General features: G+C 55.6%; 23 protein-coding genes. 16 read left to right on the top strand and 7 right to left on the bottom strand.

From position 1 onward, the window contains the following. Nucleotides 1–55 precede the first annotated feature (55 nt). Entirely contained in the window at nt 56–2,560 is a 2,505-nt protein-coding gene (locus NMAG_RS07815; RefSeq protein WP_004217501.1) for a BGTF surface domain-containing protein, read from the bottom strand. Nucleotides 2,561–3,020: 460 nt separating this feature from the next. Beyond that, entirely contained in the window at nt 3,021–3,650 is a 630-nt protein-coding gene (locus NMAG_RS07810; protein WP_004217500.1) for a hypothetical protein, read from the bottom strand. 537 nt (nt 3,651–4,187) lie between these two features. Here NMAG_RS07810 and NMAG_RS07805 point away from each other — a divergent pair. The 3 genes from NMAG_RS07805 to NMAG_RS07795 all read left to right on the top strand — a co-directional run bounded on the left by NMAG_RS07805 (nt 4,188) and on the right by NMAG_RS07795 (nt 8,286). Further along, entirely contained in the window at nt 4,188–4,445 is a 258-nt protein-coding gene (locus NMAG_RS07805; protein WP_004217498.1) for a hypothetical protein, read from the top strand. A 2,423-nt stretch (nt 4,446–6,868) separates the two neighbouring features. Further along, nucleotides 6,869–7,717 (top strand): hypothetical protein, encoded by an 849-nt coding sequence (locus tag NMAG_RS07800; protein ID WP_237076826.1) that lies wholly within the window; start codon nt 6,869–6,871, stop codon nt 7,715–7,717. Between the two features lie 164 nt (nt 7,718–7,881). Next, a complete protein-coding gene (locus NMAG_RS07795) occupies nt 7,882–8,286 on the top strand; it encodes a hypothetical protein (RefSeq protein ID WP_004217493.1) in 405 nt (134 codons plus the stop codon). Between the two features lie 82 nt (nt 8,287–8,368). On the opposite strand, the gene NMAG_RS07790 is transcribed toward NMAG_RS07795, so the two are convergent. Continuing rightward, nucleotides 8,369–9,178, bottom strand: a complete 810-nt coding sequence (locus NMAG_RS07790) for an FxLYD domain-containing protein (RefSeq protein WP_004217492.1) — start codon at nt 9,176–9,178, stop codon at nt 8,369–8,371. Nucleotides 9,179–9,192: 14 nt separating this feature from the next. Between NMAG_RS07790 and NMAG_RS07785 the strand changes: the two genes are divergently transcribed. Next, the gene (locus NMAG_RS07785) at nt 9,193–10,263 is read left to right on the top strand and encodes a Cdc6/Cdc18 family protein (protein WP_004217491.1); all 1,071 of its coding nucleotides are present in this window, start codon (nt 9,193–9,195) and stop codon (nt 10,261–10,263) included. 169 nt (nt 10,264–10,432) lie between these two features. Here NMAG_RS07785 and NMAG_RS07780 read toward each other — a convergent pair whose 3' ends face one another. Both NMAG_RS07780 and NMAG_RS07775 read right to left on the bottom strand, forming a co-directional pair. Then, the gene (locus NMAG_RS07780; RefSeq protein WP_004217490.1) at nt 10,433–10,783 is read right to left on the bottom strand and encodes a winged helix-turn-helix domain-containing protein; all 351 of its coding nucleotides are present in this window, start codon (nt 10,781–10,783) and stop codon (nt 10,433–10,435) included. Nucleotides 10,784–11,310: 527 nt separating this feature from the next. Next, the gene (locus NMAG_RS07775; RefSeq protein ID WP_004217489.1) at nt 11,311–12,555 is read right to left on the bottom strand and encodes a DNA methyltransferase; all 1,245 of its coding nucleotides are present in this window, start codon (nt 12,553–12,555) and stop codon (nt 11,311–11,313) included. Nucleotides 12,556–12,644: 89 nt separating this feature from the next. On the opposite strand from NMAG_RS07775, the gene NMAG_RS07770 reads away from it, so the two are divergent. From NMAG_RS07770 to NMAG_RS07755, 4 genes are all read left to right on the top strand, one after another. Continuing rightward, the gene (locus NMAG_RS07770; RefSeq protein ID WP_012996550.1) at nt 12,645–14,810 is read left to right on the top strand and encodes a helicase HerA domain-containing protein; all 2,166 of its coding nucleotides are present in this window, start codon (nt 12,645–12,647) and stop codon (nt 14,808–14,810) included. Further along, nucleotides 14,810–16,195, top strand: a complete 1,386-nt coding sequence (locus tag NMAG_RS07765) for a BRcat domain-containing protein (RefSeq protein WP_004217487.1) — start codon at nt 14,810–14,812, stop codon at nt 16,193–16,195. Before NMAG_RS07770 ends, NMAG_RS07765 begins: the two co-directional genes overlap by 1 nt. Nucleotides 16,196–16,273: 78 nt before the next feature. Beyond that, complete coding sequence (locus NMAG_RS07760) at nt 16,274–17,488, top strand: hypothetical protein (protein ID WP_004217486.1); 1,215 nt, start codon at nt 16,274–16,276, stop codon at nt 17,486–17,488. Then, nucleotides 17,478–18,233, top strand: coding sequence for a hypothetical protein (locus tag NMAG_RS07755; protein ID WP_004217484.1), 756 nt, complete (start codon nt 17,478–17,480; stop codon nt 18,231–18,233). The genes NMAG_RS07760 and NMAG_RS07755 overlap by 11 nt, the downstream gene beginning before the upstream one ends. A gap of 386 nt (nt 18,234–18,619) precedes the next feature. On the opposite strand, the gene NMAG_RS07750 is transcribed toward NMAG_RS07755, so the two are convergent. Next, nucleotides 18,620–18,811 carry a plasmid mobilization protein gene (locus NMAG_RS07750; protein WP_004217483.1) on the bottom strand — a complete coding sequence of 64 codons (192 nt, stop codon included), beginning with the start codon at nt 18,809–18,811 and terminating at the stop codon, nt 18,620–18,622. Nucleotides 18,812–18,918: 107 nt separating this feature from the next. On the opposite strand from NMAG_RS07750, the gene NMAG_RS07745 reads away from it, so the two are divergent. From NMAG_RS07745 to NMAG_RS07710, 8 genes are all read left to right on the top strand, one after another. After that, nucleotides 18,919–19,101 carry a ribbon-helix-helix domain-containing protein gene (locus NMAG_RS07745; protein WP_160165673.1) on the top strand — a complete coding sequence of 61 codons (183 nt, stop codon included), beginning with the start codon at nt 18,919–18,921 and terminating at the stop codon, nt 19,099–19,101. A gap of 324 nt (nt 19,102–19,425) precedes the next feature. Continuing rightward, nucleotides 19,426–19,800 (top strand): hypothetical protein, encoded by a 375-nt coding sequence (locus NMAG_RS07740; protein WP_004217480.1) that lies wholly within the window; start codon nt 19,426–19,428, stop codon nt 19,798–19,800. Continuing rightward, complete coding sequence (locus NMAG_RS07735; protein WP_012996547.1) at nt 19,797–20,765, top strand: hypothetical protein; 969 nt, start codon at nt 19,797–19,799, stop codon at nt 20,763–20,765. Before NMAG_RS07740 ends, NMAG_RS07735 begins: the two co-directional genes overlap by 4 nt. After that, nucleotides 20,765–21,067: a hypothetical protein gene (locus NMAG_RS07730; RefSeq protein ID WP_004217477.1), complete on the top strand. Its 303-nt coding sequence runs from the start codon at nt 20,765–20,767 to the stop codon at nt 21,065–21,067. The genes NMAG_RS07735 and NMAG_RS07730 overlap by 1 nt, the downstream gene beginning before the upstream one ends. Then, nucleotides 21,064–21,462, top strand: a complete 399-nt coding sequence (locus NMAG_RS07725) for a hypothetical protein (protein WP_004217476.1) — start codon at nt 21,064–21,066, stop codon at nt 21,460–21,462. The genes NMAG_RS07730 and NMAG_RS07725 overlap by 4 nt, the downstream gene beginning before the upstream one ends. Continuing rightward, complete coding sequence (locus NMAG_RS07720; RefSeq protein WP_004217475.1) at nt 21,455–21,757, top strand: hypothetical protein; 303 nt, start codon at nt 21,455–21,457, stop codon at nt 21,755–21,757. Before NMAG_RS07725 ends, NMAG_RS07720 begins: the two co-directional genes overlap by 8 nt. Next, nucleotides 21,754–22,077 (top strand): hypothetical protein, encoded by a 324-nt coding sequence (locus NMAG_RS07715; RefSeq protein ID WP_004217474.1) that lies wholly within the window; start codon nt 21,754–21,756, stop codon nt 22,075–22,077. The genes NMAG_RS07720 and NMAG_RS07715 overlap by 4 nt, the downstream gene beginning before the upstream one ends. Next, entirely contained in the window at nt 22,074–22,244 is a 171-nt protein-coding gene (locus NMAG_RS07710; RefSeq protein ID WP_004217473.1) for a hypothetical protein, read from the top strand. Before NMAG_RS07715 ends, NMAG_RS07710 begins: the two co-directional genes overlap by 4 nt. On the opposite strand, the gene NMAG_RS07705 is transcribed toward NMAG_RS07710, so the two are convergent. Next, the gene (locus NMAG_RS07705; protein ID WP_004217472.1) at nt 22,208–23,569 is read right to left on the bottom strand and encodes a site-specific integrase; all 1,362 of its coding nucleotides are present in this window, start codon (nt 23,567–23,569) and stop codon (nt 22,208–22,210) included. The genes NMAG_RS07710 and NMAG_RS07705 overlap by 37 nt on opposite strands. Between the last annotated feature and the right edge of the window lie 321 nt (nt 23,570–23,890).

The raw sequence follows: 23,890 nt of genomic DNA, 5'->3' as shown, positions 1-23,890 counted from the left end.
CGAGGTGCGGCAAAGCCGGACGAAGTCCGGTAGTTAGTGTGGGGAGCTGCTCAGCTTAGTTCTGCTTGCGCAGAGCCAGCATTGCAGCGCCGAGGAGTGCTGCGAGTGCGACAGCAACACCGAAGCCGGGCGAACCGTCGTCGTCGGTTTCGCCGTCGTCAGTACCGTCGTCGGCGGCTGCGCCGTCGTCGGCTGCGCCGTCGTCGTCAGCACCGTCGTCGTCGGACTTGTCGTCGTCGGACTTGTCGTCGTCAGTGTCGTCCTTCTCGGAGACGGTGGTCACACCGTCGTCTTCGGCGTCGTCAGCAGTGACACTCCATTCGACGTCACCTGCGACGTCAGTTGGGATGTCGTAGCTGCTGGTCCACGACTCGTCAGCATCGAGCGACTCGGTGTCTTCGTCGACGTTCTCGCCATCGATGACAACGCCGATTTCGACGTCTTCAGCGGTTGCGCCACCGTTGTTCGAGATGGTCACGTCGAGGGTTGCGTCGTCACCAACCTTCACTTCGTCTGGTGCGTCGGTGTCAACGTTGATGACAGGACCGTCACCGTCGACGAGTTCGGCGGTGAAGTCATCCGAAGCACCCTCTGGCTCTTCGGCCTCAACGTCGAATTCGATGCCAGGCTCGTAGTCGCTGAAGTCGAACGCACCCGTGAAGGAGTAGTCGTCAGCAACGACTGGGTCGTCGGTCAGGACGAATTCACCAGTTGCGGAGGAGACCATGTCAATCTCCGTACCTGGTGCAACGTTGGTGTCGCCGCTCAGTTCGGCGCCGTCAACGTTTGGAACTTCGTCGACTGCGTTGAGCGTAACGTCACGCTCTTCAACAGCGAACTCGCCTTCAATTTCGACTTCTTCATCTTCGTCGATGTAGTCACCCTCATCGAACAAGAGCGTCCACTCGTAGTCACCTTCGTCGAACTCGGTGTCGATGTTGAAGATCAGCAGTTCGCCATCGTAGTCTCCGCCGTTGACGAGGGAGACTTCAAGGTCGTTATCGGCTTCGTCAGACGTGTTCCAGACTTCGTCTCCGAGGTTGGAAGCAACGTCAGTCTGCTCGATTTCGAGTTCAATGTCCAGCGCGGACAGTCCCTCGTCATCGTCAGTGTTTGCTCCAACCGAGACGTCGTCGTCACTTGGGAAGGCACCAGTCAGACCGGCGTCTTCAACGGTCAGGAGCAGGTAGTCGTCCTCAGCGAACGAGTCAGTTGCAGTGACCGTGGCGTCCTCGAAGTCGTCGAGGTCGCTCATGCTGTCGTCTTCAGGTGCGGTGTGCGTGGTGACGTCACCAGGCGCACCGACTGGTTCGAGGTTGATGAACGAACTGTCACTGCGGTCGGTGAATTCGACGGCACCGTCGTCGACTTCGTAGCCGTCACCGACGTTCAGTTCGTAGTCCGTTGCTGCTAGTGGGTTGTCGAGCGTGGCGGTCGGGGTCGCACTGCTGTCAGTGATGTCATCTTCGACGGTATCATATTCAGAGTCCAGGTCGGACTCGTCGAAGTAATCATCGTTAATGTGGATGGTGTCGCTATCGACGACCTGCATGTACGCGATCTCGAGGTTAACGTCTTCCTGCTGAGCGCTGATCGCGTCGTATTCGTCACCCTGGCCTGCTTCGTGGGCGTTGAACGTGATGTTGATCTCGTCGTGATCGCCTTCAGTGTCTTCAACGAAGAGGCCGACCTCGTAGCCAGCGTCCTCGTAGTCACCGATCGTCACGAACGCATCATTGGTGTCGTCGTGGTCGACGGTGATGTTGAACTCGTCACCCTGCTGCTGGGTGTACGGTCCGTTGACGAATTCGCGGTCTGCGTCAGAGTCGCGAACTTCGATGGTTGCGTTGTCGGAGTCGATTGAGTCCGTCACGTCAAACTCGAACTCGTATTCGCCACTTTCGACATCCAGGAAGTTAGCCGGAATTTCGTCGTCGTCTTCGACAGTCTTGAGCGTGATGACATCCTCGTCACCGTGATCGTAGACATCGACGTCCTCGCTGTTGAAGATGTCGTCAAGTTCGTCAGCATCGAAGTCGTCCGACGAAATGTTCAGGGACTGCTCAGGACGGTCAGACGAAACCTCGAGGTCGAGGGTGCCGTCCTCAGCAACGGTGTCACTCTCGAAGGAAACATCGAGGTTCTCACTCGTTGCTTCGAATGCGTCATCTTCAAACTCGAACGTTTCTGTCGTGTCACCGTGAGCGTAGATGTGGTAGATTTCGCCCTCTACCAGCTCTTCGGTGTTGAAGGTAACCTCATCATCGTCGAAGCCAACGGTCGTTACCGTATCCGGATCCTCTCCGGTCGTCTCAGGGCCTTCGGCGATGGAGACGAAGTCACCGTCCCAGTCATCATCTACAAGTGTGATTTCTTGGCCAACCCATACGTCATCGAGATTTTCGCTAGACGTGATGGTTGGACCTTCGTCGTACGTGTCGCTGTTGAACGCTGCCGCTGCGCCCGCAAACGTGGCGGACATGGCGACAACGGACAGAACCATAAGCGCGGCCAGGAACACTGCGCGTCCCTTTTCGCGGAAGGTCGTATTGCTTGTCATATTGTATTGTTGTTGTTGTCTGCTAGTTGCTTGTCTATGCTAGGGCGGACCACCACAGCGGCCGATCACGCGATCCATACGACCACGCGATTGGAGACCTGTGATGGACTCCCGGTGTAGGGGTATCTGGTTCATTTTGGGTTGTCTGTAATAAGTCTTCTAGTTTGATACGGAATTCGCGAAACCAAGAGAGTCTATACCACATGGCAAGTCAGTGTGCGTTACAACCGCTCAACGCAACATATTAGTGAATCCACTGCCGAATACTGACTGTGGGTTACCCCACACACATGCACGCGTGCTTACGCGGAATGTGTACCACGTTGTCTTGTAATAGCCGCGATGCGGGGAGACGGGCAGCACCCGGGTAGGGACTGAGTGCTTTTCATCCTCCCCCGCCGGGGCTTTCGAAGTGAACTACACTCTCAAAGTGAGAGTGAGACCGATCTCCTGCGTTCCGTTACGCTGCTTTCCGAACTGCCATCTCACCATCGGCAGACACCGGCACGCACTCGAATCGGTCTGCTGTTCGGAAGTATTCGAGGATATAGCGGACGTTTCCCATGACGGCCGCATGCTCTCTGAGGTCCGATTCTCGAATCTCTTCGTCGAACGCTTCGTAGAGTTCATCAATCGAACAGCCATCAATGCGTGCCGCGCGCTGTTCTGTCGTGGTGTAGCGCCGATTTGGGGACTCGTCGTAGCGCTGACGGTCGATCACCCAGTGTGGACCGTCGGGGCGTTCCTCGAGGACGACCGACTCGTGTTTCTCTAGCTCTCGCTCGCCAAGCGAGTGAAGAATCCAGTCATAGACTGGCCGCGGGACGTTTGTCTGCACGATGTTCTTCTTCGAGAAAGCAACCGCATCTAACTCTGAGCGGTTTTCATCGACGAACAGCGCGGCTGCTGGCTTCTCGTCGCCTGCAAGATAGTAGACGGTTGTGAAATCACCCGAGGGACCAATATTTGTTGTATCGCTCGTGCGCGTGACCGAGATCTGGCGTGCCTCCTGGCGCTCCTCAAAATTGAGGTTGCTCAGATCGACGTCTGTCTGCGGAGCGGTTCGAAGCCGATCGTAGAGCTGGGTCATACCAATGTGTACTGCGGAGGACAGGTGTGAGTATGTCGGTCTCCGGATCCGGTCGGCGGTAGCCTACTTGTCGCGACGAAAAGTGGCTACGTACTCGGAGCCAGTCTACGAACGGTCTCTAGCAAAACGGCCCTATTGGAGGGCCGAGGCGGGGGCAGGTGGTGTGGATGGGTCCATCACGGGACTGTCTAAAGGCGGGGGGTCTGGCCTTTGGACAGGCTGGTCGCTTGCGAACGACCGGTGGTGGATGTTCCCCCGCAGTTGCCCATCTATCCGATAACACGTAAGTGCAATGATGATATTGGTAAACAACCATGGAATCGCCTTCGAAATAGAACTATGTACAAAAAATAGTGTTAGATTAGATGGTTGGATAACCATCACCTATCCTCACTGATTATTATTTGACCAGCCAACAAGTTGATACACACGCACACTAACCAGTATATTGGCGAGGAAGTCATCGAGGATTGTCGTTGCCAGAACGAAAATTCCCCGACGAGACAGCTTCCTCGCCGTTCCGACGTCTTCGGACGGATGCACGTCATCACCAAGATGAGTGAGCTTGTGGCCGTCTCTGGGACAGGCCACAAGCATCGGATTGCCAGCAGTTCACCCACTGCCCTGCTGGCAACCGTATTCTACGCGTCTGTTTCAGCACTTGCTTGTTCCGACCAGAAGCTCGTCGAGGGTCTCGTGGAGCATCATGCCGTGGACACCGTGGAAGAGGTTGACATTATCATGGCTGGAAGTCACGCCGGGTGTTCGTGGCCTCTGGCCACAAGGGGATTTTGAACAGCAAATGATTGGAGAAGTCGCTGAAGAGAGAACCCACTTCAAGCCCACAAGGGTGGTTCTGAAACTGACACTGGCGGCGAGGTCGAGGTTGAGTTTGATCTGCTTCAAGCCTACAAGGGTAGTACTGGAAACCGGCGTCGTCCGCGTGGTGCCGTCGAGTTGCGTCTGCTTCGAGCCTACAAGGGTAGTACTGGAACGGTCCGAACAGACGAGGGAGACGCGCTCACACGCGATGCTTCGAGCCTACAAGGGTAGTACTGGAACACACCGGAGCGTCCGACCACGAAGACGGCCTTGTTGCTTCGAGCCTACAAGGGTAGTACTGGAACGGGCCATTTGTTCTATTGGGAACGAATCGGGTGGGACGCTTCGAGCCTACAAAGGTAGTACTGGGAACCTGTCGTCGATGATCTCGGCAGTGCCGACGCGGGCGCTTCGAGCCTACAAGGGTAGTACTGGAACCGGAGCAACGCAACGATGATCGCCAGCGGCGGGAGGCTTCGAGCCTACAAGGGTAGTACTGGAACGGGGAAGCCGAAGCGGTGGCCGGGCCGGAAACGAAGGCTTCGAGCCTACAAGGGTAGTACTGGAACCGTTTCCTTCGCTTCGTCACGCACACGGTACCCGTGGCTTCGAGCCTACAAGGGTAGTACTGGAACCCTCAACGTCGTAGACGGCGTTCTCCGATTTGAAGCTTCGAGCCTACAAGGGTAGTACTGGAACAGGATGATCTTCGGTGGGAGGCCGTCGTAGAGGATGCTTCGAGCCTACAAGGGTGGTTCTGAAACTGGAGTTCGGAAGCCATCGGAAGGACGGACCGAGTGGCTTCGAGCCTACAAGGGTAATACTGGAACCGTGCATATTGATCTCGGTGCCGCGACGGTCCTGCTCGCTTCGAGCCCACAAGGGTAGTTCTGGAACAAACGCGTTCAGTAGCGAGCAAGAGGAACAGATCCGGCTTCAAGCCCACAAGGGTAGTTCTGGGACTGGCTGAATTTAACTTTCTCGTCGTTGTCTGTCATCGTGCTTCAAGCCAACAAGGGTAGTTCTGAAAACCGCTGCGCGTCCTGCGACACCTACACGAGACTGACGCTTCGAGCCCACAAGGGTAGTTCTGGAACGTGCGGGTGTAGACTGCAAGGGCAGCGAAGATTGCGCTTCAATCCCACAAGGGTAGTTCTGGAACCGCCGACCGAGATCGCGCTCGCCGCGAGCACGACGCTTCAATCCCACAAGGGTAGTTCTGGAACAACGTGTGCGTGATGTACTCGTCGCTGTCAGCCGCGCTTCAATCCCACAAGGGTAGTTCTGGAACCCACTTAGACGGGCCTGGATTCATCGGCGTCGAAGACGGCTTCAATCCCACAAGGGTAGTTCTGGAACACGTACAGGAGCCCCCACAGGTCCTCAGAGCGGAAGCTTCAATCCCACAAGGGTAGTTCTGGAACATTTCTTCGGGATCGGTGATTTGAGTTGGCTCAGAGGGCTTCAATCCCACAAGGGTAGTTCTGGAACGATGATGGACCAGCTCTCGTTCCGCACTTCGAACGGAGCTTCAATCCCACAAGGGTAGTTCTGGAACGAACACGAGTCTGGTGCAAGAGTTCATGTCGTACCAGGCTTCAATCCCACAAGGGTAGTTCTGGAACACGATGACGACGATGACGACGACGTTGACACGGAAGCTTCAATCCCACAAGGGTAGTTCTGGAACTCCTGGCCCTCGTCGTCCTTCCGAACGGCTACGGACGCTTCAATCCCACAAGGGTAGTTCTGGAACTGTACTCGGTTCCTTCGTGATCGATTCGGATATCCTCGCTTCAATCCCACAAGGGTAGTTCTGGAACCATCCCTATATCTCGGCCCTTAGGGTTTAAACATACGTTCTCTGGACCACAGATTCCATCGACCTCCGATACCCCTTCAGACCCAGGGGGTCGATGGAACACGTCCTGCCTCTGCCTGGAACAACCAACTTACCTAACAGCTTCGGACGGATGCACGCGTTTGCGATCGTCTCTGGTACAGATCGCAAGCAGCGGGTTGCCAGCAGTTTTCCCACTGCCCTGCTGGCAACCGTATTCTACGCGCACGTTTCAGCAGTTTCCTGTTCCAACCAGGAGCTCGTCGAGGGTATCGAGTAGCATCACGTGATGCATGTCGGGTGGGTGTCTGCATAGCTGTAGGCTTCGGGCACGAGATTTGGGTAGTACGGAGCTCTGCGATCGCCAAACCCGACCAAGTTCATTGCGATCCTGAGGAATCGTAAATCGAACTGGTGTGGCCCTTGTTGACTACTAGTCAACCTCTCGTCGAAACTAGTCAATCACCTAACTACAATACAGGATTCTGGATTTGGGGGCAAACAGGCATCAATCAGCCGCTGATCGAAAGCGGGGTCGATGCTGGAGACAACAACTATGCAACGTCGCAAATTCGTACTCGGAATGGGTGCACTGGCTACAGGCAGCGCAGCAGCATTTGGAACAGGCGCGTTCAGTAGCGTTGAGGCTCACCGAGAGGTTACCGTCGAATTCGAGGGTGACTCGGAAGCCTATCTAGGCCTCTCAGGTGACGACACCTACGTCACGGATGATACCGACAACAGCCGCTTGACGATCGACATTGGCGGTGGCAGCGGTACAGAAGCAGGGGGTCAAGGCCTCAACGAATACGCGGTAACAACGATCTCTGACATTGTACAGATCACAAACCAGGGAACAGAAACAGTCGGAGTCCAGCTTGATCACGATGATGTGAATGAAAATGTTGACTTCTTCATTAGTGACTCCGCTGCTGACAGCGGTGACCAACTCGAGCCTGGGCAGCACATCTGGTTGGGTGTCCAAGTTGACGATACAGATGGGGAATTGAGCGACAGCAGTGACGGGTTTGGGAATTTGCGTATTACGACTGGCATCGAAGAAGAAGGGCCAGAACCCGCACCAGAACCAGAACCGCCAGAACCCGATCCTGCAAGTGTGAGTGGAACGATTGACCACGAAGGTTTTGGAAATCTAGGCCCAACAGGGTTTGACCCAGTAGAATTTATCGGAGAAGATGGCGACGTCGTTGCGACGGCAGATGTTGAAGATACGGATGGAGCTAGTGGCAGTTTCGCTGTTGATGAGTTAGGACCTGGAGACTATACAATCGAAGTTTTCTACGACGATGGTATGGGTAACACAACTGAAGCTGAAAAGGAGATCTCCCTAGCGGAAGGTGAAAGCAAAGATGTTGTTATTGAAATGCCAGATATAATGGGGTAACCAAACCGTCGACTAATCGGAGATTTGCGAGAAAGATTACGTGGGGTCATCGCTGGCTTTGGCTGCAACGTTGCATGTGAGAGTGACTATGCTCTCAGCAGGTCTGTACAACAGCCACCACAAGCCGGCAAGAACAATTATATTTTTAATTGATGACTGTCGGTATGGAGACTAATGATACAGGTCCTACAGAAGCGGTAGTTGGTCAAGGTACTTCGAATGAAGAGGTCGATATTGACACCGAATACAAAGGGATTCTTCTAACGGCAGTTGTCGCGATTGCTGGTGCGTTCCTTCCGTGGTATACGATTTTGGGGACGTCAGTACTTGGCTTCGAAGGAGACGGAGTCATCTCACTCATTGTCGCCGCTCTCGTCCTTGCCATAGTGTGGTTTTCTGACAACGAGAAGCGATTAATGCTGGTGGGAATCATTGGCGGGGCGATCATCACGTTCGTAGGGTTCTACCACGTCACTGGAGTCTCTGCCATGGGCGTTTACGTGACGGTGTTTGCTGGTCTAGGAATGCTCATTGCGGGCGGAAGCGGATATCGAAAACTCACCAATTAGCGGTATACAATCCACTAAACACGTATCTGGTTCATTCTGAGATTGGCCGAGAAGACTAAGAACTCAAAAAGGCGCGCGGGTGCTACCAGGCAGAACCCTTGACCAGAATCTCGTGGTCTGCTGCGTCCTGGGCGCGGTTACGGACGTCCCGCGAGAAGTAATCAAAGTCAAAGGCCCACGTTTCACCGTCGCGGAGATCGGTTACATTGGTCCACTGATCTCCAAGAACGTTCCCGTCCTCATCATAGATTGTCGCAACCACCTCAACGTACGACTGTTCCTCGCCAGTGTTGTTTTCGACCTCGCCTTCAACGGTCAGTTCGTCACCCTGCACCTCCATGTTGCTGTTAGCGAGTGATAGACCCTCTGTCGGTTCGTAGTCGTCTTCGCTAAACTCTCCCTCGAGCTCGTAATCCTCAATATCCTCCGCATCGGTGCCCAAGAAATAGACACGTGCAAGCCACGTTTCACCGTCTTTGAGCGCTGTTAGACGTGCGTTGTCGTTATCAAGGTAGTTTCCATCTTCGTCGTACCAGTCCGCTTGGAGGTTGATATCCCCACTGGGGACATCACCGCTGTTCTCGACCGTTACTTCAACATAGACATCAGTCGGCCAAGAGCCAGCTTCGATAACAAGCTCGCTATCAAGAATCTCGATGTCTGCACTTTCGTTAGATTCAGCGTTTCCGTTTTCGTCTCGTGTTCCACCCTCAACTTCTTCAGTTCCATCCGAAGCGCAACCAGCTAAAGCGGACGTAAGTGCAACGCTGCTTCCAAGGAGGAATTTTCGTCGATTCACATCAACATATCTGGATTTTTCTTTGATGTGTGTTATGAAACTCTCGTCAACGTGTTTCGAAACGACCCCCGTCAGCACTTTCGTATCACCCACTGAAACAGTCACGTATGATTCGAAATCGGTTGGTCTTCGACGATGAATACCAGACGGCGATTCTCCATCGGAACGAGGAACTTCGGTCTCTTTCCCGTCTCCTCGAGCCTGCTATCCGTGGGCGACGAGCCGAAGACGTTCTCATCTACGGACCCTCTGGTGTCGGGAAGACGGCGACGACGCGCTGGCTCCTTCGCGATCTCTACCAGCGGGCGAGCGTCCAGTCGGTTGGGATCGAGTGCTCCGGAGCGACCTCCCACGAGATCATCCACGAGGCCGTCTACAAGCATCCGAGTGCGGGCATTGTCCACCAGAATCAGTCTCGCACGGACCTTCTGGAGATACTCACCGAGGTCACCGACCAGCCCTACGTCGTAATCCTCGACGAGGCGGACATCATTCCAGACCTGGACGTCCTCGGTGATCTGCTCGAGATCGAGCTGGTCTCGGTGATCGCGATCGCACACCAGCAGGTCGAATGGCTTGCCCGCCTCGGCGACGACGTCGAAGCGAACTTCCCCGCGGATTCGCAGATCGAGTTCCGGAAGTACCACGAAGACGAGCTCGTCGACATCCTCAAGCCGCGGGTCGAACACGGCCTCGTCGGGCGGCCGGTGACGACCGAGCAGTTGGAGTGGATCGCCGACGAGACTGGTGGGGTGGCTCGCTGGGCGATCCAGTCAGTGCTTGCCGCTGCGGAGTTGGCGGAGGAGCGCAACCACGATCGTTTCCGAGAGGAGGACGTCCAGGATTCGTTCGAGCGAGCGAAGACGAAGATACGGAAGGCGAATCTTCGGAGTCTTCCTGTAGTGTATCTTCGCGTGTACGAGCTCGTGCGTGCAGTCGGGCCGGTGACCGGTGACGAGCTGAAGGCTGCCTATCGCGAGCACCAGGACGCGATCTTTGAGGGGCAGAATCGGAGTCCAGTGACGTGGCGGCGTGTCTATGACTACCTGAGCAAACTGGCGGATTACGATTTACTCGAGATGCCCGGTGAGACGAACTCGAAAGTGTACGAAGTGGTTGACGAGGAACTGGAAGCGCCGGTTGAGTTTGTGGTACCGGGGATTCTATACGCAGAATAACTGTCTGTGTTGATTTGCTGCCCCAATCGTCGTGTTAAGAATGAGCAGATGGTGCAATTCTGGTCGTAGGCCTCTGATAAGTCAGCGTTCGTCTATTGTACTCCACTGCCGATTCACAGATGCGATTCGATTGGAGCCACTCACTGTGCAAGAGCTTCAACAGATCTGCTCAGGTGTCTTCGGTTTCGTCTTCGCCGCGGGCGAAACTCGCTTGAGAATTGCCGTTGCTGTTGTCGGCGGTGGTGCCGGGTCCCTCAATGAGCCCCTCGAAGTCGTCCACCTGGTCGTACTGGTCCTGATAGATGAGTGCTGCCTTCCCGTCGGACGTGATTTCGTACAACCCGGACCGTTCTGCCGGGCCGATCTTCCGAACGAGGCCGTAGTCTTCAAGCACCGGCAATCGCGTGTTGATGTTCTTGCGACTCTTTCCCGTGTGGGAGGCCAAATTCGTCGCGACGTTCCGACCTTTGTCTTCGAGTGCCTCAAGGATAAGAAAGTCAGTTGGTTGGCGGAGTTTCATAGTTAGTCTCGTAACGAGAAGATAGTTCCAGCGCAAAGTAAGGCCTTCTGGCCACTTTCTCTGGTACGATGCAAGTCTGTGATGTGTAGTTGTCATCCTCCTTCGCGTATACGAGCCCGTGCGTGCGATCGGACCGGTGACCGGTGACGAGTTGAGCGGCGCCTATCGCGAGCACTAGGACGCGATCTTAGAGGGGCGGAATCGGGGTCCGGTAACGTGGCGGCGTGTCTGTGACTACCTGAGCAAACTGGCGGATTACGATTCACTTGAGATGCCTGGTGAGACGTACTCGAAAGTATACGAAGTGGTCGATAAAGAGTTGGAAGCGCCTGTTAAGTTTGAGGTTCCGGGTGTTAGTGCATCAGTGGTGGAGACATAGTAGAACAACTGTTTCCCTAGCTGTGTCGCATGCCTTAGGGTTGATATGATCGGTCTGCTGAATACAGAGGTTGGATTTGTCACCACACGAGAGCTCGTCGAGTAGCTGACTGGCCTACTGGGTCAGCGTGACGATCACGATGACGGGTTCAGTCGCTCCACTCCGGCGTTACCTCTACCTGTGGTCCGGGATCTCCCTTCCGTAACACGAGAATTCGATCGATTAGCTCCTGCCCGTCATCTTCTTCCTCCTCATCCCACCGGAGATTGTTCAATTGCGTGTAGTAGCGCTTGTCCACGTTGTAATCGTCCTCAATAACCCGCTCAACCTCGAAACCAAACTCACTCGCCTCCGCAGCAATCATCCGAGCTGGATAGACTACCTTCGCGCCACCCTGCCGATGTTTACGGACGTCACCAATAACGATGATAGCTCGCGCATCGGATTTTAACACACGGTCCAGTTCCGCGATTACATCGGTCATGAACGACCGAAACAACTCTACCTTGGATGTCTGATTGAGCGAGTCTTGCTCCGCCGACCGATCCTCGTCAAGCCACCACAGCCGAAGCCAATTATTCCATGAATAGTCTAACATATGCATGTACGGCGGTGACGTCAATACAAAGTCAGCTGTATCATCCTCAAATGGCAGCGACGTCGCATCAGCTTGCTCAACTCGGGTGCTCCCGGAAGGGTATTGCGCACCAACGAGTCGATTAAACTTGTCACGGACCTTCTCATCAACTGGCTTATATACTTCCTCTAGATCGTGTTTTTCCTTGTAATCCTTAACATAATTCGCACTCCCAGAGAACGTATCGCGAGTCTGAATTGAAAGAAATAGCTCTGATGGGCCGTGAAGAATGCCACATATCACCGCCTTCAGAAACCTGCCATCACGACTGGTGTCCTCTTTGAGAACGGCTCGGTATTGCCGCAGTTCTTGAAGTGTGTCCTCGTGAAAAAAGATTGCTGCATCCTCATCCACGGGTGGTAACATATCTGGGTTGACATTATCTGCGTCTCGCTTGACCCGTTTCAGTGCCGCATCGAATTCGTCTTCAGTCAAAGGATGCGTCTTTGCCCCAGTGAGCGTACACGCATAGCTGAACACATCACTGGCCAGAACATCGCGATCAAGAAGCGAAGCCTCAAGAGCAGTCGTGCCGCCGCCCGAAAACGGATCAAGGACCGTCATCTCGGGGTCAGTATATTGTTGAAGCAGATAGTTCGCAAGTGCGGGTGGAAACCCACCAACGTAGGGAGCAAGCTTGTGTAATTCGTTACCCCACGCACGAGGTGCCTCCCGCCAAGAATGTGGGAGCGTCTCTGTGCCGATGATCTCCGCCGATGATAGCGCGTCTTCATACGCGCTATAATCCTGTGACATAGTAAACCGCAGTCGCGATGGCTTAATAAATCCGTTCCTCTCAATAATCGAAAAGGTATTATATGTCGGTGAATGTGTAGGTGGTATTGATGTGTTCATCACTCGAAGATGACCTTTCTCCACGGACAGATATGCGGATTGGTGATCTTCTCGTGGAATCTCACCATGTTGGTGGCGTGTTCTCGCCCGGTCATGAACACTGTAAGGTTCTCACCAACGACAAGTGGACGCAGGATGCGGGCGGGCTCCCCCGCCACTCGCTATTAATCGCGCGTCCGCTTCTGGAAGGAGATGAGATCGTCTCCGAGGAGGATGTCCATACCGGCCACAGGCTGCCCGAGAGCGATCCTGGTTACGCACCGCCGGATCCCACCGACACTGACGCGACTCACGCGTTGCTTCTGCGCGTGAGCGACACGACCGATATTCCACAGGAGGGTCGCCTACAAACAAATCGCTATGATGCTATCCAGGAAGCAATCACGGGTGAGGGAGGTGGGACAGCCTCACCCGAGGACTTCGTCGATGTCCTCACACGCCGACAAATTCAATACTCTGGTGTCGAGGCAAAGATTCTGGGCACCTTCTACTACGATACGAACGAAGACGACGAACAGCGGCTAAGCTTCAGTAGTGATGTCCAGACGTTCTTTTCTGCCGGACATTATGTCGTTCACAAGCCTGATCACGCGGCGTTGCAGTGGATCGCGAGCTATCCTACGACGGCAGACACAAAACCGGTCAAACTCGGCGATGTGCAGTATACGACGACCGATATCTGGGGCGACGGTGCTTCCGCCGGAATGTACTTCGACGTCGAGGAATTCATCGGCGCGAAAACAGCCGTCTTTGGGATGACACGAAAGGGCAAGTCGAACACGATGAAGATCATCGCTGGCGCGATCGAGGCTCACGATGAATCGATCGGCCAGCTAATCTTTGATCCCAGTGGTGAGTACGCATACGTCAACGATCAAGACGAGGAGTGTGCGCTCGGCGAACTGCACGCGCAAGGTGATGACGGCGACCTCGAGGCGATCTCAACCGTTTACAAGTTTGCTGCCCAAGAGGATGAGACAGATCGATATAAGCCACTGCGAACGAACCTTCTCGCCCGCTCCAACCTTGATGTGGTGAAGAACTACGTGCGGATGGAACTCGGTAACGATAGCGCGACATATACGGAGAATTTTGTAACTGTCTCGAACAACATTCCCTCCGAAGATGATCTCGAAGACATGGATGGGGGCCAACAAACGCGTGCAGAGTGGCTTCGTAGTGCGTACTACGCTGTTATCTCGCGAGCAATTGGTACTGATGATCTCCCTGATGACTTCGAAACAATGTGGATAAGCGTCAGAGATGAAGTGTTAGAGATCGTAAACGATAATTCACATCTTGACTACGAAAAAAAGGGGCCGAGCGATGACGTCCCGCTCGGCAAGTGGGACGGCGAAAACACGCTCGTTGAGTTTTGGAGTACTGTAGCCGCAAACACGTCAGACATCAACGATGCCTATCCCGAGGATCGCGACTGGGTCAACGACGACTTGGATAATGTCCTCGAGATGTTCCGTACAGCAGGTTCACAGAGTGGCTTCGGCAAGTTACGGAGGCTTCAAGATTACCACAACCCCGCTCGTGAGGTGAACGTCGCAGAGGAGATATACGATCTGTTGACAGACGGCGAACTGGTCGTTGTGGACATCTCGAACGGACTGGAGGAGGTGATCACAGCCGAAAAAGAGCGCCTCGTCAGATATATTCTCAACCAGTCGATGGACCGGTTCCGCTCAACAGATGAGGATGAACTTCCGAAGATCCAGATCTATCTCGAAGAGGCGCACCAGCATTTCGATGAGTACGGCCGCGACGACGGTGAGATGAATCCCTTCGTGACGCTCGCGAAGGAGGGCGCTAAATTCAAGATTGGCATGGCCTACGCAACTCAAGAAGTCACGAGCGTAGACCCCCGCGTCCGGGCAAATACAGCTAATTGGATTGTCACACACCTCAACAGCGAGAAAGAAATCAATGAGCTTGGAAAATACTACAACTACGATGATTTCGAAAATTCGATTCGGAATGTCGAAACAGTTGGCTACTCTCGCGTGAAGACGTACAAAGGCGAATACATCGTTCCGGTACAGATCTCGCTGTTCGATACTGACTGGGTCAAAGCCAATACGCCGTTTGGGGTCAAGAAAGATGATGAGTTCATAGTAGAGCCGAACTCATCGAGGCAAGCTGACTAATGCCCCTCCCGAACGAACCCTCGAACAGTATCGGCCATGTGGGGCTCAGCCGTGACAGTGAGCTCGCCGCTGAACTGGGAGAGTTCGACTATTATCCGCCATCGCCGGCAGACGCCAACGATTTCGACGACATTCCGGCCGAGGAACTGCCAGGCGCCGATGATCTCGGCGCACCGATCGAAACGGTCTACAGCGTCGATGGTTCCCGGGTCGAAGTCACGATCGGGGACGAACGGCGCAACAAGCGAGTGGGGTTCATTGACATTGCGCTTGTTGAGCTTAATCTCGCGATCCTCGACGCACAGGCCAAGCATGCGTTTGTCTCGCCATCGAAAGTAGCGAACCTCGGCGAGACCCATCACGTTCGGATGGTACTTCCGAGTACGAACACACTCCTTGACAGCGAGTCAACCCACGAGAGCTGGCGACAGATGACCTACCGGAACTTTCGATCAAAGGGAGTGTTCGATACAACGCTATTCACACTATATCACGACCTCCTGAAGCGAAAGGGCCGGCTTGATTCACATGGACGTCTCCGATTAGAGTACTGTCCGGCCCCTGATTGCGAACACCAACAATTGTTCGTGAACTCTTCAACACCCGATCAATGCCCGGAATGTGGGGTTACTACGTACCCGACAGATGCGCTTCGGGTTCACGAGCGCGTGACCGGCTCACAGTCGAACGAGGCAGCCCTCAACGTGTTGATGGGAATTATTGAGCACCTTGTCTTGCTCGGTGCCGCACACGACATCTGGATGAGCGACCCCGCCGGGCTTGAGCGAACGGCGTTCATCAAAGACGGACCCCTTGCACAGTTTGACACTGGGGCGTGGATTCACGAGCCGATTCACAACCGGATCGGCGAATTCAAACAGTATCTTCGCGCCGACGGTCGTAGTCCGTTAGTCTACATCGGTATCCACAAGACCGGTGACTTCGCTGCGTATGCAGAATCTGTCCGCGACTATCTTGATGGCCCCACAGTATTGCCCTTTTCAAACGATGACATCTACGAGTACGTGATTGCAGGTGACCGTACCAAAGACTACGCATATAAGACGTACTATGGTAAGAACTTTCTCTACAAATCCGGCAAAGGCTCCGGGTCCGGGCACGTACTTGCTTTCTTAATTCCCCGACAGTACGAGGAGGGTGATCTAGCCACTAAGGAGGGTGATATCGTCCAAGATGTAGACGCCTACGATGAACTCGCCCGGACGATTAGCGTGCTTGAACGCATCCTGACGATTCAGTACAGGGATGGGCTGATTCCACTCGTCCTCGCTCACGAAGCGGCTTCGATCCCTGAGGCACTAGGCCGAATCGTCCTCGGGACACTTGCTGAAGTAATGTCCGAAGCTTCAGAGGAGGAGACATGAGAAGAAATATGTCCATCGCGACCAAACAGTATATAAGAACGGTGACACCGACGATCTCGGTGTCCCACTTCTGTTTCCATGAGTAACGATCCAAATGACCCCCGTTCACAGGGTGGCAGCTTAACGGAGCAGGAAGTCCTCCGACGGATTGACCAGGGGCTTAGGGATGCTGTTGAGGGGAAGGGGCTGAATTGGCAGACAGGCACCCGTGTTAAACGCCAAAAGTACACGGAGGTCGCCCTTCAGCATTACCTCGGTCCGATCCCAGCTGATGGCAGCCAGACAACGTCGCCGATAACACGCAGCTGGTTCAAATACGGCCCAACGGCTGTGATGGCACCGTCAGGATCGTATGCTGGGACCGGAACTCAATCTCCGGCCGAGCCACAAACTCCGACCAACGATGGGCAACAGTCGGCAAGCGATTCACAGACAGATGACGGCGTCGACTCACCGACTGAGGAGTCCCCCAATCAGTGTATAGATAATCATCCTGCTATCGAGGAGACGGAGCTTGGAGAGCTAACGGAAAATGACTATCTGCAATTTTTCCTCGACCAAGATTTTACGCCGCCATTGACCAAGGAGTATTGGAACGGCGACGACTACACATTTCTTCTGGAATACTATGACGAATATGCGCCCCCACCTCTCAAAGACATCTATCTGGCGAACGTGAAGTTACGGATTACGCTTCGGGATGCACGAAAAACTACGTTCGACATGATCGACAATCGACCGCAGATTCTCACTGGCGAGCCCGAGGTAGCGGAACGATGGAAAAGTACATCATTTGAAGCACAGGCCGGGCGAGCTGCAGTTAATCTCCGGCTGGCGCTTATGCGCGCTGAGTTCATTCCTTCGGCCGTCACTGGGGTTGTTCACGGTTTCACTGATTTGATTGAAGATGTTCTCCTAGCAGTGGAGGCGAATGATGCGGCGGACATCCCTTTGACTGCCCCAGAGACGCTCAACACACTCGACGAAGTGTACGACGCGGTAATCTGGCAGTACATTTCTCACTATATCTCTCAGCTGACGGCGATTGGGCCCGACGCTGAGAGGTTGACTCGGATTTCACAAGAACGGATCACAGCTCTCGAAGAAGAAGCACCTGCCAAGACACGCGAGCTTCAGGAGCAATTCGTACGAGATGGGTTTTTGCCGGATGTCCCTACATACCAATCGGCCGATCAGGACAAAGAAATCCGACTTTCTAACGCGCTCACTGATGCCGCGCTCCGGCAGCAGCGGATAGAGACGGCTGAGGAGGAATCGGATAATGAGCAGTGAATCGTACCCTGGGGCAGGAGATGATGTCTTCGTCGATACCTCTGTCCTTATCGATTACACGAAAGAGACCCTCAACCCCAGCGAGAAACTGCGCCGGCGCGAGGCAGCCGCTGAAGTTCTCGTCTCTTGCCTCCCGCAACTCACACTCTCTGTGAGTCAGAAGGTTGCCGGTGAGTATACCGGTGTCGCCGAACGTCGCCAAAGTGGTGTCAAGGATGCTACTGCCCATGCTTCCACCAACCCACTCAGTACCTTTGACTTCAGAACGTGTGAGGAACTCAATGATAGGGATGCGGACGTGTTGAATTCCTTCCTGGATGAACTCCTTGACCAGTATAGTGACGAAGAAGCCCTTCGCCGCCTAAACAAGCGCCAGCGTGCGTTTCGTCGGGCAGAGCGAAAGCTTTTCAAGGAGCCCTCTCCGCGCGTGTCTGTCCACACCGACAGCTACACCCTTCGCGTGTTCACGGATCTGGCTGTCCACATGTATAACGATCACGACCGAAAAATCCTCGCACACGCTGTCGACTGGTTCGCCGATGGGTTCGGAAATTGCTTCATCACCTCTGATGAGGAAGACTTCAAATTCGATGACTCAGAGGATCGAATCTACACCTTCGAAGAGCGAGTAAACAAGATCGCACAAGCACACTGTGACTGCAACGGGTCTCTTTATATTAGAAACACTGAGAACTTCATCTCGGAGTACATCCGGCAGATACAACTAGTTGAAACGGAGTCATAGGCCTCCCTGATCCGTATTCACTCGTAACAACCAGGGGAATTAAGGGAACCTGCACAGTGACTATTCTCGAATCAGCGATAGGAAGGCTGTATGAACTGGTGGAAATGACGGCGGTAAGTCTTGTGAGCAAGCCGCCCTGAAACAGTGGTTTGATTAGAGAGACAATTGTGAGGGATCAACTGGCGTCTGGTCAATCATTCAGCATCCACTTTGACCGATTCGCGCCCTGTATTCAGCACGAGCGTTAAAAACTCTCACTATGTGGATATTTTAACAGACCCGTCCAACACAAACGCGAGAGGTGTGTTTCCAATCTCTGAAGTTAGCAAATCCTACGGAAGCAATTAGAGCGGCAGAAAACAGCAGTAGACGTGGGTACCTCCGTCTCAGTTTGCCGTTGCTACGACGCTGTTAGTCGAGTTTCCCTCTTCCCGAGCCTCCTCAAGTTCCTCAAGTGCGAGGTCACGGAGCCAGTCGGAGACACCCGAATATCCTTGCTTAGCGGCGAGCACGCGGATGTCCTGTTTCTCCTCCCCAGTGACATAGGTGGAGATTTGCTTGTCGCGTTTGCTCGTCATGGTGCTACCATTCTGCTACACCACCATAAGAATGTACCATTCTTCAATACCATTCTACCCGAGGACTGTCCGATACTATTATGGTTGTAGTCTACTATGGTAGTAGTATGGCGCATCCGACATTCAGCATGCCAGACGAGATGTTGGAAGATCTCGAAGAGAGAGTAGAAGACGCTGATAGTAACCGAAGTCGGTACGTGCGTGAAGCCCTCGTTGCTCGCTTTCAGGCGGAGGACGAAGGTGAGTGGGAAGCGCCTGAGTCCTACACTGTCGAAGTGAACGGACTCTGAGCACAGAATACAAATATTTCATAGAGAAGCTGGCGCGATAAGCGCGCCACTTCGACAGTCCCATGCACGTAAGAATCCGTCCTCGACGAAGATGCTCTTTGGTGGCCTCAGAGATCCCTATGGTCGCTAACACAGCGTTAGTTGTCGGTGGCTGTTCCGAAACGGGGCAGGATATCTTTAGTGCATTTTGGGAGCAACCACAGAATCAACCACTCACGGCACTCACCGGGACGCTCCAAACCTACCAAAGCCGTCGCGTCCCGGTAGTCCGCGGGTTACAGACACCAACGCCGGAGCAGGAATCCGCTCCGGTCACCTGCAACCATGAACACAGACACCAACGATGCCGATAACGCTGACGGATCGAATAGCACGACCAGCCCGTATTTCGACTCGGTCATCAACCGAGCGAATACGCCCACAACCCCCGAAGACGCCCTTTCGGCGGCGATCAACGCAGCAGCGACCGTTGCCGCCCACTCCGACCGACTCGAGTCGGACCTGACCGACGAGGACGCAGCACGACTCAACCGCCTCCGGATCGCCCAGGCGTTCGACGACGCCGAAGCACGCCACCAGGAACCCGAGCCACTGTCCGGTGGCCCGGCAACGGGCGCGTGTCAGTACTGCGTCGAAGGCACCACCGCCACCGAGTGGCTGACAACCAACCACGCGGTCAACCTGGAGGAGCGCCGATGAGCTCGGACTGCCCAACCTGTGGCAATCACTCGTGGCACTGCCAGCAGTGCAAGATGGACGCCCAGGAATCCCGCTACGGCGTCCCCGCCGATCACTTCGACACCGCCGACGAGGTCGACGACGATCGCGACTGCCGTCCCGTCGAGTGCACCAACTGCGGCACCGAGTACGAAACCGACGGCTCGGACGCCTGCCCTGACTGCGGTGCCCGACGCCGGCGCTACATCGGCCCACTGCCGGGCGAAGAGACCGACACCGAACCCGAGGCGGTCACCGACGGCGGACACACAGTCCCCGAAGCGGAGCTCGTCGACCGCGCCGTTCGCGAAGCCGCGACGCTCATCGACGTCGGTGACTCCGAACGAGTCGCCATCGACTACGTCGTCGACGAACACGAACTCGAGCACCGCCGAGATGATATCCTCACGCGTGTGCGCGACCGCCTCGAACAAACGCTCGCCGCTGACGGCGGCCGAAACGCGTTCCTCACGGGCGATGCACACTGGTGTGATCTGTGCGACCAGCCGTTCGACTCACTCGCCGAGCTAGTCCACCACGACTGTGACGACGGCCAGACCGCGATCGCCGACGGTGGACGACCACACCACCACGCCACCTGCGAGGACTGCACGTGGTCCTACAGCGACCCGGATCTCCTCGAGGTCTCGGACGAAGCCGAGGACCACGCCCGCAAAGAGATGCATGACGTCGACCTCCAGCGAGCCGTCGCGACCGATGGCGGTGTCGCCGTTCCAACAGCCATCTGCTACGGCTGCACAACCGAAGTTCCAGAAACTGACCTCGAACAGGTTCCATCCGGCGGGACGCTCGTCGAGGAGGAAGTCGTCGAGCACCGTACTCGAGATCCGACGACTGGCGAGCGACGGGACACCGTCCGTCGGCAGGAGTACGAGCATACGATTCCGAAGTGTGCAGACTGCCGAGCCAGCGGAGGTGAGCAATAGTGCTCGCTCGAGTGCAGTTCGCCCTCGCGAAGGCGATCGGGTACGCGATCTGCGAGCCAAAGCTCCGACTCGGACGCCGTCGCCACGACAACCACTGCGATGAGTGTGGCGAGCACTGCGGGCGCTACTACGCGCAGAAACTCGAGTTCACGCTCGGCGAGAACCCTGAAACGAGTACCAGCCGAGCGAAGCTCCGGGCGATGTGGAACGCCGAGTACGTCCGGGTCTGTCTCGAGTGCAGCGTCAAGCTGGAAACAGAATCTGAGAACTCGACTCGAACAGAAGGGGGTGAGCAGGCGTGAGTTCTGGCGTTCCACGCGAAGGGCCACCGAGTTTCCAGCGCCCATACATCCGCCGGAACGCACAGTTGCTCACGGATCTCCCGGCACCCGGCCGACGATGGCGTTCCAACGTCATCTCCGATGAACTCGCGGATCAGCTCGTCGGACTACGGAACAGAGGGATCGTCCGCCGAACCGACCGCGTTGAGACGGCGGAGTACGCAAAACGTCGCTGTCTCTGGGAAACCGACCCGGGAGCCTACCAGTACCTCCAGAGGATTCTCGAGGACGACGACCGAGAGGGGCTGTTCCCCTGCGGCCACTCGGCGATCAAAAACGAGCGCGATGTCGACGGAATCACCTGCGGCGTCTGCGGCGAGGTCCACGACCGCAGCGAGGTGACCGGCAATGTCTGAGGCCATCCACACCGAAGGCGCGTACTGCCCGAGCTGTGACGGCCGTGGCGATTTCATCGACTGTTTCGATGCGCTCTGCCACATGAACGGCGAGTGCTTCGACGAAGGCAACCGGACCTGCAGTCTCTGCGGTGGTGACGGCCGCGTCTCGCCAGACACTCGTGAGGGATACTTCGGCCAGCGCTTCAACGAACGAGCGCGTCTCACCCCGCTGAAGACGCTCGTCCTACTCGGCGCTGTCGCGCTCATCTTCTGGGCGACACTCGCGCTCACCAACGGAGTGGTCTCAGCATGACGGTCCAGCTGGCCAACGCCGAGACCACCGAACGCGAACGACAGCGCGCTGCCGACCACGCCGTCGGAGAGATCACAGGTCACGTCGAAGACCAGTGGGTCGCTCGATCACCCCTGGACGACGTCGACGTTGAACAGGCGTGGCAGGAGGCGTACCCAGTACACTACCCGAGCGCCCACCGCGGCGCTGTCGCCCGCTACCACCGCCGTACCGATACCGTGCTGCTTGCCAGAATGGGAGCGATAGTCACGTGCATCGAACTGATGGACCGCCCGTGGTCCGAGCGTATCTACATCCGCAATCAGGTGACCGACCAATGAGCCAGAGCACTTCACCGACCTCCAGCGAACCGAACGACGAGTTGACCGATGACGAACGCGAGCTGTTCGAACGACTTGCAGCGAAACACGAGGACGACGAGGAAGTCAGTCGAATTTGCGAGATGGTCCTTCAGTCCTCGGCTGACAACGAGGAGGCGAACTCATGAAGGTCGTCTTTGTCCATGACGTGGGGTTTCTCCTCCAGGGTCCGTCGAGCCGAGACGAACTCTCGACGGTCCTCGGGGTCCTCGGCTTCGATCGAACGGTTGTCGAGGACCTCACGGACTTCGTCGAGGAGTTCCTTCGCTTCGAAGTCGAGGCTCTGGTGGCAGTGGATGCAAAAGTCCCGATCACTGGGTGTGTCCTCACCGCAACGCGGACAGGGGACGGGGGGTGCAACCTCTTCAGTCTCGTTGGCTTCGACATCGAGACCATGGAGTTGCGCGTACGCCCGTTCGTTACTCTCCTCCCCGAACCGAGCCATGTAGCGGGCAGTGTGCTCGGATCCACGCTTGCGGCCCTGGCGATCTTCGATACGGGCGGTCGAGAAGTTCTGCAGAATGAGCCAGCGCGTGTTCGACTTCCGGAAGTTCGTCGGCGTGACGTCCTTGGTGACGTCGACGCGCGCGGCTGCGTTCTTGAAGTAGTTCAGGAACGTGGCGTAACTCGGTCGCTCAGCCGACGAGAGCTTGCTCCAGAGCCACGCTTGGTCGTCGTCCGGGGCGGGATGGCTAGTGAGCCACTGCTGGAGGTAGGGGACGGACGTGATCAGGTGGACACTTCGTTCACCTTCCTTCCCGTCGACGTGGAGTCCGACAGAGTGCTCACCATCGAAGACGTCGCCAACGCGGACGTCGTAGAGCTCACCGCCACGGAGTCCGGCCTCGAATTGGACTGCGAGCAGTGCTTTGTCACGTGGGTTTCGCGATCCCTCTTCGATCATCGCCCGGACATCGTCGTGGGTGAGCAGATCTCGCTCGGACGGAACAGGGTCGAAGTCGTTGCTCGTCCCGGTCGGAATCCAGGTAAGGCTTTCAGGCGGTTCGTCTCTCTTGAGGCGGTACCGGCCGAACGACCGCAATGCAGTCCGGTAGTCCTGGTTCGTGTGTTCGTTGGCGTACTCTTCGTTGATCCAGCGGACAACACCTTCCGCAGCGGCACGGTACTCGAGTGTGAGTCCGAGGAGGCCGTGCTCCTCGAGGAGATCGTCGACATCGTCTTCGTCGACGATGCCAGCGTCAGCTGCCTCATCGTTGTCCTTGAAGTCCTCGACGGTGGGCGGCGGGACGAGAGCCGCCATTCGACAGCAGTGTCGCAGGAGTTTCAGGTGGCGATGGTCGCCGATCTCCGAGGGGACGAGCCGGATGTTATCACTGAATTTCAACAGATGTCGTCGATCAGCTTCGAACTGAACGTAGCGTGCGTCCTCCCCGCTCGAACGGAGCCGGTCGCGAAGGGTGTCGACCTCTTCGCGTGGGTCTGCGTCGGTCATGATAGCTTGAATATCTACACGACCGATTGGATTGTAAGGGTTTGGCTAGAAGCCGGCCCTTGGCTTTTCTTGATATTTGCTGACGTTTCCTGGAGAGAGTATTCGCTGGCAGTATGGTGCTTTTTCACAGTAGACGCTCAATTGACTGGTTGGCGTTGGTCTGTTCCAACAGAGACTTCATTTTCGCACACGGTCCACCGGATGACGACAGTGCGACTCGGTGAGAGGAAACTACCAAGCAACATCCAGATGATATCGAGCGCCTGTATCAACCCCAATTCCCATCCGACGGCGGATTCCTCATACTGGCGATGGGAATTC

Origin of the sequence: Natrialba magadii ATCC 43099, from assembly GCF_000025625.1 — an archaeon.
In the GTDB taxonomy this organism is placed as follows: Archaea; Halobacteriota; Halobacteria; order Halobacteriales; family Natrialbaceae; genus Natrialba; species Natrialba magadii.
This window is presented reverse-complemented; position numbering and strand designations above follow the sequence as displayed.